Source organism: Ignavibacteriota bacterium, from assembly GCA_016708125.1.
In the GTDB taxonomy this organism is placed as follows: domain Bacteria; phylum Bacteroidota; class Ignavibacteria; order Ignavibacteriales; family Melioribacteraceae.
On record JADJGF010000009.1, the window covers coordinates 1 to 10,028 of the forward strand.

Consider the following 10,028-nt stretch of genomic DNA (forward strand, 5'->3'; position numbering starts at 1 on the left):
ATAAGCTTGATGTATTTATCAATGATGTAAAAAAGATTGAATTTATTAGTGGTAATGAAGAAATAGAAAGTTTGATAACAAAGAAGGCGGAATTTTTAGAATTTACAACAATCGTGAACTTGATCAGCAATAATGACGGTCATGGCTATATGTCACTTATGCCCTACAAAATGGATGAAAGAGGGAGAAACCGGTAAAAATAAAATTGTGGAGTAGCTTCATGAATAACATATTGTTAATTGCTTACAAAGCAAATGATGTTATTTCTAATCTGTTAAACTTAGTTAAATTTGAAACATGGATGAATGTTCGATTAAATATAATGGTGAAAATTTTGAACTTTATTTTTCAGCTCCAGTAAATTATGATGGTAAATTTTTACAGTTTCAAACTGTCACGAAGATTTCGTTGTTAATTTAAGATCAGATGGTGAAATGCAACCGGACAAATTGTAATAAATAAAAGATGTAAGAAATCTGAATCTGAATTTGCGAGATGAAAATTCTGAATTAATTTCCATGCCAATGCTAAATCAAGAAACAAAAAGCAAAAATTGTTGCAAAATCTATTGATTAATGAATTGAAAATTGAGAACAACGTACAACAAATATTAATTGTCAAAGAATTTACAAACCGAACACCGTTAATAATTTGATGAACTTATCGCAATCAAAATTGAGTAAAGGTCAAATCTCTCTTATGAATTCTAGTGATCAAGATATTGCATGATGGATAGTCCCGAAAAGTGTAATTGAACGAGATACAATGCCGCTACACCGCTTAAGAAAAGCAATGAAAGCTGATCCTTCATACAGATTTGATATTGAAGATGCTTTTAATGATCAAGGAATTTATTCAACGTCACCCGGAGAAAAAAAGACGGAATTAGAAAATTATTAAATGAAGGGAAAAAAATTTCTTGTGGATCAACTTATATTCAACCCTATGAAGAAATGTTCTGGAGAGTCTTTAGTACGTCAATTTTACTTTTGGAAAAAGTGGCTTAAAAATGAATTCAATTATGATGCAAAAGTATATTGGAATGTAGATGTTCCTGGAAGAGTTTTACAAATGCCGCAAATTCTGAAAAATCCGGAACAGATTTATGGTTATAAGCAGATTTGAAAAGGTGTTTATAATTGGCATAGTCCGGATGGCTCTTATATTACTCATATTCACCCCGTCATTATGGGGATGCATTTATGCCTCTTCACAAAAATATTTATGATCCAGCAAACTATTTAGTGAATCTTCAATTTATTGGGAAAAATATTTTTCTGAAAATTCAATAGAAATGTAATTCCGCTTTTATCTGATTGGGATATGAGTCCAGCAAAAGATTACAGCGATGTAATAAATAATTAGGGGAAAGTATTAAATGAAATAGAAGTTAATGATGAAAAAAGTTCCGATTGAACTTCGAAATTTAAATGCAAACTGCAGATGAATTTCTGAAGATTTTGTTTCATCTGCTTTGAACATTCCAAAAAATAATTGGTGAACGTCCGCAAGTTTGGTTGTATATTCTTACCCATCGCATTTGAAGCATTGAAAGCTAGCCGTGAAGCAGACATCATGCTGATATTTGCTGAAAAATTTTCTTTAATTAATTCATTAACAGAAAATGATTTATCAAATTATCCGGCATTAAGATTATCTGATGCATGGGAAGCAAAGATTTATCCTGATCATGGTTGGGGTAAAGAGGACAAACAACAGATGATTTGTTCTTACAAATTTGTTTTGCAAAAATGAAGCAAATCAAATTGCAGAAAATGCAATTAACTCAATTGCTTCAAAAATAAATACTGATCTTATAAAAGGAATACCATTGTTGTTTTCAATAGTTTAAATTAAGGAGCGAACAGATCCAATAAAATTCACAATGAACTTTGAGAAGGGAAAATCGAAGTCGCTTGATATATTTGATAATGAAGGCAAAAGAATTGAATATCAATTTTAATTTTCAAAATATGATGATGGTAGTTTCAAATCATTTACAGTAAATTTTATTGCAGAAAATATTCCTTCAATCGGTTTCAAAACTTACTACATTAAAAATAGTTCAGAAATTATTGGAAAGAAACAAATCCAAATTCTTACGAAAGTGATTATTATAAAATTTCATTTGCCAATGGCGGAATAAAAAGTATTTATGATAAAGAATTAGAAAAAGAAATTTTGGATACTACAAAATTTTTGGCGGTGAAATATTTACTATGAATTCCGAAGGAAAATGGTGCTGGAGAATTTTGTTGATATTCAGCAGCCAACAATGGAAGGATTTGATTAAATCAAGTAATTACAAAACCAATTGGGAATTAATTGAAAATGGTTCTGTTTACAGTTCATTTTAAATACAGACAGAAAATAAGAAATGCTGTAATGGAGCAAAAATTATACTTTATAGAAAACTGAAACGAATTGATTTTGAAGTATCATTAGTAAATTGGAAGGAGTTTTATATCGCGAATACAGAATGGCACTTCAATAAAATTAGAGAAAGGAAAGTATCTTACAGAAACTGCATTGGAAGTTGTTAATGTTGGTAAAGACGAAATTAAAGAACCAGCAGGGAAAGATATTTAACAGATTGCAAAGAAATTCATCCTCGAGGAATTGAAAACTGGATTGGTGCAAGTGATGAAAACATTGGGGTTACATTAAGTTCATGTGTTGCAGTTGCTGATTATATTGATCCAACCAATGCAAATAATGATAATATTATTTTACAGCCAATACTTTTAGCTTCAAGAAAAGTTGCCATGAAATTAGGTAATGAATATCTTCAAACGGGCGATCATTATTATAGTTTTTCATTAACATCACATTTGCCCGATTGGGAAAATGGATTTCAATTTGGAAAACAAGCTAATGAGAAATTACAAGTCGTTTTAAATCCAAAGCAATATAAAGATGCAAATTTACCGGATGAAAAAGTTTCTTTTTCACTTGATAGTAAAAATATAATTATATCAACATTAAAAAATCAGAAGATGATAATTCAGTTATTATTCGCATGTATGATATTCTTAGGAAGATATTAAACAAAAATAAATAGTTTTGTAAAAATTTCTGGAAAGCATTTAGCACTAACCTAATTGAAGAAAATTACAAAAGTTAGAAACCAATGTCAATGAAATACTTATAAATATTGGGCATCATTCAATTGAGACAATAAAACTGTTCCCAACTGAATGAATTATTTTATAAATATTTCATTTAGATTTTATCCAATTTCAAAAAAAGTAATAATAATTATTAATTAATTCTTAAAACAAATAATTTTATAAATCATGAAAAAATCTATTATAATATTATTTACCATTTTGACGGTAAACATCAATTATGCTCAAAATCTTAAGTATAAAAATCCAAATTACCGGTTAATGAACGAGTTGATGATCTTATATCAAGAATGACTCTAGAAGAAAAATTTTGGCAGCTATTTATGATTCCGGGTGATTTGAGCGATGGAAAAGAAAAATATAAAAACGGAATTTTTGGTTTTCAAGTTTCAACAAAAGGCACATCAAGCAATGCCGCAAGAACAAATACTACAATATGGAAAATCTGGGTCTCCCAGATCTGTTGCAGAAAAATTAATGAAATATAAAAATATTTTGTTGAAGAGACTCAGATGTAGAATCCAATAATTCCTTTGATGAAGACTTAATGGATTGGCAAGAGAAGGTGCAACAGCTTTCCGCAATCAATAGGATTAGCCGCAACGTGGAATACAAATCTAATGAGTGAAGTTGCAAATGCAATTGCAAAAGAAGTGAAATCAAGAGGACTTAAACAAATTTTATCTCCCGTAATAAATATTGCGCGCGATGTTCGCTGGGGAAGAACAGAAGAAACTTATGGAGAAGATCCGTTTTTAACTTCTAAAATGGGCTTAGCTTATATTTCTAAATTTGAAAATAGGCATTATTACAACTCCGAAACATTTTGCAGCAAATGTAGGGGATGGCGGCAGAGACAGTTATCCTATTCATTTTAATGAAAGATTAATGGAAGAAATATATTTTCCGATTTAAAGAATCTGTACAGAAGGGGAATGCACTTTCACTAATGATTTCATAACACTCTATGATGGAACTCCAGTACGGCAAATAATTGGCTCTTAACAAAAAACTAAAAGATGAATGGATTTAAAGGTTTTGTTATTTCCAGATGGTGCGCAATTGGCGGCGCAAATGTTCTTCATTTTACCACTCAGAATTATGCCAGAGTCAACTAAAGAAGCAATTGAAAATGGATTGGATGTAATTTTTCAAACTATATTCTCATTTCCAATTTTATGAAGCTTTTGAAAAGGAATGATTAAAGAATCTACAATAAACAAAGCTGTTGAAAGAGTTTTAACTGCAAAATTTAATTTGGGATTATTTGAAAATCTTATGTAAATCCGAAGATGCAAATAAATTAAACGAAATATTGAAAATAGAGAATTAGCAAAAAGCCGCTCTAGAATCAATTGTATTGTTGAAAATCAAAATAAAATTCTCCGTTAAAAAAAGATTTAAAGAAAATGCAGTAATTGGTGGTGATGCAATTGAAGGCAGACTTGGAGGTTATAGTGGTCCGGGAAATAATGTAATAAGTATTCTGGATAGCATAAAAGAAAAGTAAAGATTTTGCAGATGTTAAATTCTCGAAAGGTTGCGATAGGGAAAGTGTTGAATTTGTTCCAGTCCCGTCGAAAAAATTAATTTGTTATCAAAATGAAAAAAACAAATGGATTATTTGGTAATATTATGATAATCTCAAATTTGAAGGTGGAAGTTACTTTTTCTCAAATTGATGAAAATATAAATTTTAGGTGGACACTTTTTCTCGGATCCGGAAAAGTTAGATTATGATTGGTATTCAGTTAAATGGGAAGGGAAAATTATTGACCTAAAATGGAATTGTTAAAATTGGAATTGAAGGTAACGACGGATTTAAACTTTATTTAAATAACAATTTGATAATTGATAATTGGATTCAAAATTCTTATCGAACTTCAATCGTTGAATATGAGTTTATTAAAATAAAGAATATGATATCTGAATTGAATTTTATACTACAAGTGGTAACGCAAGATGTAAGTTAGTCTGGGATGAAGGTGTTAATAAAAATTGGCTTCCAAGAAATTAATGAAGCTGTAGAGATTGTCAAACAAAGCGATGCAGCAATTGTTGTTGCCGGCATTGAAGAAGGGGAATTTCGCGATAGAGCATATCTAAATTTACAGGTTATCAAGAAAAGTTAATTAAGGATATTGCAAAAACTGGAAAACCGGTAGTTGGAGTATTGGTTGGTGGAAGTGCAATTACAATGAATAATTGGATAGATGAAATAAATGGAATTATTGATGTTTGGTATCCGGGGGATGTTGGTGGAAATGCTGTAGCTGATGTTTTGTTTGGAGATTATAATCCCGCTGGCAGATTGCCAATTACATTTCCAATTCATGAATCACAATCACCACTTTATTACAATCATAAACCAATCTGGAAGAGGTGATGATTACAATAATTTAACCGGACAACCTTTATTTCCTTTTGGTTGATAGCTTGTTATACAGAATTTGAATATAGTAATTTAGTTGTAAGTAAGAAAGAAATCTCTGCCAATGAAAATGTATTAGTTGAATTTCAATTGAAAATAGTGAAATTATTCTGGTGATGAAGTTGTTCAATTATATATTAAAGATTTATTTGCATCTGTTGCCCGACCAATTATCGAACTGAAAGGATTTCCAAAGAGCCATCTAAATGTTGGCGAAACAAAAACAATAAAATTTCAAATTACTCCGGAACTTTAATGATATAGACAAAAATTTAATCAAATTGTTGAGCCGGGTGAATTTAGAATTATGATTGGGAAATTCTTCAAAGATATTAACTCAGACAAACAATAAGTGTAAAAAAACTTAAATTAAAATTCATCAATAAAAAATATTTGGCATTGAATATGTCAAAAATTTCTAGACGGATTTTCTAAAAAATACTGGTACTGGATTATCTGTCATTATTTATGCCATATCTAACTTCCCTAAAATTTCTATCGGAAGAAAATTATCCTAACATTATAATAATTTACACTGATGATTTAGGATATGCTGATATTGGTTCTTAGGTGCAAAGGATATTCAACTCCAAATCTTGATAAAATGGCTGAAGAAGGAATCAGATTTACAGATTTTCATGTTGCGACTGCTGTTTGCAGCGCATCTCGTGCTGCTTTGTTAACCGGATGTTATTCGGAAAGAGTTAGTATAAGAGGAGCTTTATTTCCCGGATCAACAATTGGACTTTAATCCAGATGAAGAAAAATTGCTAAATTATTAAGAAAAAAAAATTACAAAACCGGAATATTTGGCAAATGGCATTTAGGAAGTTATAAACAATTCTTACCTTGCAGCAAGGGGATTCGATGAATATTATAGCTTGCCATATTCAAATGATATGTGGCCGGTTGGATATGATGGTTTACCAGCTGATAATAATTTGAAATCCAGATATCCTGAACTTTCATAATAAGGAAATGAAAAAATAGAAGAAGTAAAAACCTTGAAGATCAAGCTGAATTGACCACAAAATACACAGAACACGCAGTTGATTTTATTAAAAGAAATGCGAAGAATAATTTTTCCTATACTTAGCTCATTCAATGCCGCATGTACCGATTGCCGTATCCGATAAATTTAAAGGAAAAAGTGAACAAGGACTTTACGGTGATGTAATTATGGAAATTGATTGGTCTGTTGGTGAAGTTTTAAATTCACTAAAAGAAAATAATATTGAAGAAAATACTTTAGTAATATTTACAAGTGATAACGGACCTTGGTTAAATTTTGGAAACCAAGCCAGATCTGCATTAACTTTACGGGAAGGTAAAGGTACAATGTGGGAAGGCGAGACACGGGTTCCTTGCATAATGCGTTGGCCCGCAAAAATCCAACAAAAAGTAAATTGCGATAAAATAGCTTCACTAATAGATATACTTCCAACTATTGCCGCTATTACAGAATCACCACTTCAAAAATAAAATAGATGGTGTAAATATTTTACCTTTGCTTCCCAATGAGAATGATGAAAATCCTAGAGATGAATTTTGGCATTACTACGATTATGATTTAATTGCGGTTGAAACAAGATTGGAAATTGATATTTCCATGTACTCAAAGAAGTTATGAAGGTATGCAGCCCGGTGTTGATGGATTTGTGCCAAACATGGAATAAAAAATCAGATTATGAGTTATATGACTTGAAGAATGATATAGAAGAAAAATAATATTATTGACAAACATCCTAAAATTGTAGAACAATTGCAAAGATTGGCGATAAAGCCAGATATGAACTTGGCGATAGATTAACTGGAATAAAGGAAAGAAAATCGGGAGCCTGGAAGAATTGGCTCAGATAGAATTAAATATCAAAAACATTCTGCAATTGGCTCAAATATTATTTTGAAAAATGAACCAAACCCAAAATTTGGTTTTGGCGATAAATCAATTCTTATTGATGGAGTAAGTGGCTCATTTGATCATAATGATGGAAATTGGCTTGGCTTTTGAAGGAAATGATTTTGAAGCGAATTCTTGATTTGAACACTAAAAATTAATTGAAAATATTTCTATAAGTTTTTTGCAGAATCAATTTTGCTGATTTTTCTTCCTAATAAAGTTGAATTTTAATTTCTGATAAAATTAATTTCGAGAAAAATTTTGGAAATAAATTTTGATATAGTTAAAAATAGTAATGTAGATGCTAAAATATTAAAAAAATATTTCAAATAAAATTGTAGATATATTAAAATACTTGCAGAAAATATCAAATCATGTCCAAATTGGCATATTGAAAATATAGGAAAATCTTGGTTACTTGTGGATGAAATTAGTAGATTAAAATCCTAAAAAAAATTGAGAAAGTAATGAAAAATTATTCTTCAAAATTATAATTGTTGTTGTATTGACATTAGAAATATTCCCACAGCAAATTTCAAAATCCAATTAACAAAGAAACTGGTTTAAATTCGGAATGTTATCAATCATTTATTTTTGATGGAGCTTGGTGTTGGTTCTCAGATCCAAGAGCAGTTTACTTTGAAGGTAAATATAAAAGAACATATGCTGGATGGATTGACAGCCATGGTGATGTTACAATCGGATATTATGATCATGAAACGAATCAAATCAAAACTAAGGTTCTTGAAGATAATTATGAAAAGATGATCATGATAATCCTTCATTGATATTTCACATGAAGGAAAATTGATGGTATTTTCACAAAGCATGATACCCAAATCCATTTCAGTTTTTAAAATGAAAATGGGAAGATATAAAATTGTGGAAAAACAAGAATTATTTCTAAATGATACAGTAAATTATTCAGAATTTGTTAACACAAATACTTATGCTAATCCGGTTATTTTATCCGAAGAACAAAATAGATTATATCTTTTCTGGCGAGGTATTGATAACAAACCCTAATTATTCATATTCAAATGATATGGGTAAAACATGGACCAAAAGTAAAATATTTATTTTTACCTAAGCGTATTTATACTATGCGTCGACCTTACTTAAAAGTAACGTCAAAATGGAAAGATAAAATTATGTTTGCTTTTACTGCCGGACATCAAAGATGAAATGAAAATAGTATTTACTTATATGTATTATAAAAATGGAAAATTATATAATGTTGAAAATGAAGAAATGGAATTTTAGGAAGATCCAATTTCTCCTAATAAAAACATCACTAAGTGTTTAATGCAACAATGACAAAGATAAAATCGTGGATTTGGGATATCGCAGCTGATGAAAATGACAATCCTGTTATTGTTTATGCAAAATTTCCGGATAATAAAAATCATATTTATTCATACGCGAAATGGAACGGAGAAAAATGGATTCAGTGATTTAATAGATGCCGGACCTTGTTTCCTCAAACTCCAGAAGGTAAAAATGAATTTGGAACAAAATTATTCCAGGCGAATTTTATAGATCATGAAAATACAAATATTGTTTATCTATCTGCCAAGCGAGATTCTTTTTTGAAATTGGAGTGGGAAACCAAGAATGGTACTGAATGGGATGCTCAATCAATTACTAAAGGTTCAAGCAAAGATAATGTTAGACCTTTTGCAGTAAGAAATGCTAAAAGGATAATCCAATTCAATTATTATGGATGCAAAATTCAAAATATATTCATTATACAGATTATCTTTCATCCTATTAAAATAAATATCAATCCAACTATAAATGATGCTTTTAATTCGGGGAAAATATTAAAAACATAATGAAACAGACTGCCGATTGGCAATTGTCCAATCCTATATTGTTAGTGTCACCGTTTAGATTGGCACTGGGGCATTTTATATTGTCTTGCAGCACTTTTAGGAACCGTAAGGAAGAAGGTATTTAAATAAATAATTCATATTGGTCAAATAAACGATTGAAATAATTGCGGATATTTATCATGCAGATAGATTGGCAATATCAGATGTTTATTCTTGGCTATATGAAATAAATAAAGATCCCAAAATTATTGATAAATCAAAACGGGCAATGGATATTCACATAGCTAGAATCCAAAAGCAGATTTGAAATTTCAAGATAATGAATATAAACTGAATGGTGGACATGGTGCGATGCTTTTATTTATGGCTCCGCCATCATTTGCTCGTATGTACAAAGTATCAAAATGAAATTAAGTATTTAGATTATGCAGATAAACATTGGTGGCTAACTCGATTATTTATATACTAAATCTGACAGTTTATAATTTTAGAGACGATCGCTTTTTGATAAGAAAACTCGAATGGTAAAAAGTTTTTGGGAGTAGCGGAAATGGCTGGTAATTGCTGGATTAGCGAGAATGCTTACCATTATTCCCGAAACATATCCTTCAAGAGAAAATATATTCAACAATTTCAAGAAATGGCTGAAAAATTGTTACACTTGCAAAGAGAACATGGATTATGGACAGCAAGTCTACTGGATCCAGAGGAATTACCATTGGGTGAATCAAGTG

At 30.2% G+C, this 10,028-nt stretch carries 15 protein-coding genes and 2 pseudogenes; all 17 read left to right on the forward strand.

From position 1 onward, the window contains the following. The first annotated feature begins 900 nt into the window (after positions 1 to 900). Positions 901 to 1,125 (forward strand): hypothetical protein, encoded by a 225-nt coding sequence (locus IPH62_19845; protein ID MBK7107526.1) that lies wholly within the window; start codon positions 901 to 903, stop codon positions 1,123 to 1,125. A gap of 450 nt (positions 1,126 to 1,575) precedes the next feature. Further along, on the forward strand, positions 1,576 to 1,755 hold the full coding sequence (locus tag IPH62_19850) for a hypothetical protein (protein MBK7107527.1): 180 nt from the start codon (positions 1,576 to 1,578) through the stop codon (positions 1,753 to 1,755). A gap of 464 nt (positions 1,756 to 2,219) precedes the next feature. After that, positions 2,220 to 2,357 (forward strand): hypothetical protein, encoded by a 138-nt coding sequence (locus IPH62_19855; GenBank protein ID MBK7107528.1) that lies wholly within the window; start codon positions 2,220 to 2,222, stop codon positions 2,355 to 2,357. Positions 2,358 to 2,765: 408 nt separating this feature from the next. Then, positions 2,766 to 3,047, forward strand: a complete 282-nt coding sequence (locus IPH62_19860; GenBank protein ID MBK7107529.1) for a hypothetical protein — start codon at positions 2,766 to 2,768, stop codon at positions 3,045 to 3,047. A 371-nt stretch (positions 3,048 to 3,418) separates the two neighbouring features. Further along, positions 3,419 to 3,616: a hypothetical protein gene (locus IPH62_19865; protein MBK7107530.1), complete on the forward strand. Its 198-nt coding sequence runs from the start codon at positions 3,419 to 3,421 to the stop codon at positions 3,614 to 3,616. A 63-nt stretch (positions 3,617 to 3,679) separates the two neighbouring features. Further along, positions 3,680 to 4,006 (forward strand): glycoside hydrolase family 3 protein, encoded by a 327-nt coding sequence (locus IPH62_19870; protein ID MBK7107531.1) that lies wholly within the window; start codon positions 3,680 to 3,682, stop codon positions 4,004 to 4,006. Positions 4,007 to 4,151: 145 nt separating this feature from the next. Next, positions 4,152 to 4,310, forward strand: a complete 159-nt coding sequence (locus IPH62_19875) for a hypothetical protein (GenBank protein MBK7107532.1) — start codon at positions 4,152 to 4,154, stop codon at positions 4,308 to 4,310. 181 nt (positions 4,311 to 4,491) lie between these two features. Then, positions 4,492 to 4,638, forward strand: a complete 147-nt coding sequence (locus IPH62_19880) for a hypothetical protein (GenBank protein MBK7107533.1) — start codon at positions 4,492 to 4,494, stop codon at positions 4,636 to 4,638. Between the two features lie 92 nt (positions 4,639 to 4,730). Further along, positions 4,731 to 4,868, forward strand: a complete 138-nt coding sequence (locus tag IPH62_19885; protein MBK7107534.1) for a hypothetical protein — start codon at positions 4,731 to 4,733, stop codon at positions 4,866 to 4,868. A 245-nt stretch (positions 4,869 to 5,113) separates the two neighbouring features. Then, positions 5,114 to 5,260, forward strand: coding sequence for a hypothetical protein (locus IPH62_19890; protein MBK7107535.1), 147 nt, complete (start codon positions 5,114 to 5,116; stop codon positions 5,258 to 5,260). After that, complete coding sequence (locus IPH62_19895; GenBank protein MBK7107536.1) at positions 5,227 to 5,514, forward strand: glycoside hydrolase family 3 C-terminal domain-containing protein; 288 nt, start codon at positions 5,227 to 5,229, stop codon at positions 5,512 to 5,514. Before IPH62_19890 ends, IPH62_19895 begins: the two co-directional genes overlap by 34 nt. A gap of 181 nt (positions 5,515 to 5,695) precedes the next feature. Then, complete coding sequence (locus IPH62_19900; protein ID MBK7107537.1) at positions 5,696 to 5,815, forward strand: fibronectin type III-like domain-contianing protein; 120 nt, start codon at positions 5,696 to 5,698, stop codon at positions 5,813 to 5,815. A 212-nt stretch (positions 5,816 to 6,027) separates the two neighbouring features. Next, positions 6,028 to 6,530: pseudogene (locus IPH62_19905) on the forward strand (sulfatase-like hydrolase/transferase). Between the two features lie 50 nt (positions 6,531 to 6,580). Beyond that, a pseudogene (locus tag IPH62_19910) lies at positions 6,581 to 7,041 on the forward strand (sulfatase-like hydrolase/transferase). Between the two features lie 1,228 nt (positions 7,042 to 8,269). Next, entirely contained in the window at positions 8,270 to 8,485 is a 216-nt protein-coding gene (locus IPH62_19915; protein MBK7107538.1) for a hypothetical protein, read from the forward strand. A gap of 287 nt (positions 8,486 to 8,772) precedes the next feature. After that, positions 8,773 to 8,913, forward strand: a complete 141-nt coding sequence (locus IPH62_19920) for a BNR-4 repeat-containing protein (GenBank protein ID MBK7107539.1) — start codon at positions 8,773 to 8,775, stop codon at positions 8,911 to 8,913. 18 nt (positions 8,914 to 8,931) lie between these two features. Beyond that, positions 8,932 to 9,294 carry a hypothetical protein gene (locus IPH62_19925; protein MBK7107540.1) on the forward strand — a complete coding sequence of 121 codons (363 nt, stop codon included), beginning with the start codon at positions 8,932 to 8,934 and terminating at the stop codon, positions 9,292 to 9,294. Positions 9,295 to 10,028 lie beyond the last annotated feature (734 nt).

Excerpts from the sequence above, each read along its gene's own strand:
- IPH62_19865 (MBK7107530.1), top strand. The coding sequence starts at position 3,419 with ATGACTCTAGAAGAAAAATTTTGGCAGCTATTTATGATTCCGGGTGAT.
- IPH62_19875 (MBK7107532.1), top strand. The coding sequence starts at position 4,152 with ATGGATTTAAAGGTTTTGTTATTTCCAGATGGTGCGCAATTGGCGGCG.
- IPH62_19850 (MBK7107527.1), top strand. The coding sequence starts at position 1,576 with ATGCTGATATTTGCTGAAAAATTTTCTTTAATTAATTCATTAACAGAA.
- IPH62_19860 (MBK7107529.1), top strand. The coding sequence starts at position 2,766 with ATGAAATTAGGTAATGAATATCTTCAAACGGGCGATCATTATTATAGT.
- IPH62_19845 (MBK7107526.1), top strand. The coding sequence starts at position 901 with ATGAAGGGAAAAAAATTTCTTGTGGATCAACTTATATTCAACCCTATG.
- IPH62_19855 (MBK7107528.1), top strand. The coding sequence starts at position 2,220 with ATGAATTCCGAAGGAAAATGGTGCTGGAGAATTTTGTTGATATTCAGC.
- IPH62_19885 (MBK7107534.1), top strand. The coding sequence starts at position 4,731 with ATGAAAAAAACAAATGGATTATTTGGTAATATTATGATAATCTCAAAT.
- IPH62_19915 (MBK7107538.1), top strand. The coding sequence starts at position 8,270 with ATGGTATTTTCACAAAGCATGATACCCAAATCCATTTCAGTTTTTAAA.
- IPH62_19920 (MBK7107539.1), top strand. The coding sequence starts at position 8,773 with ATGACAAAGATAAAATCGTGGATTTGGGATATCGCAGCTGATGAAAAT.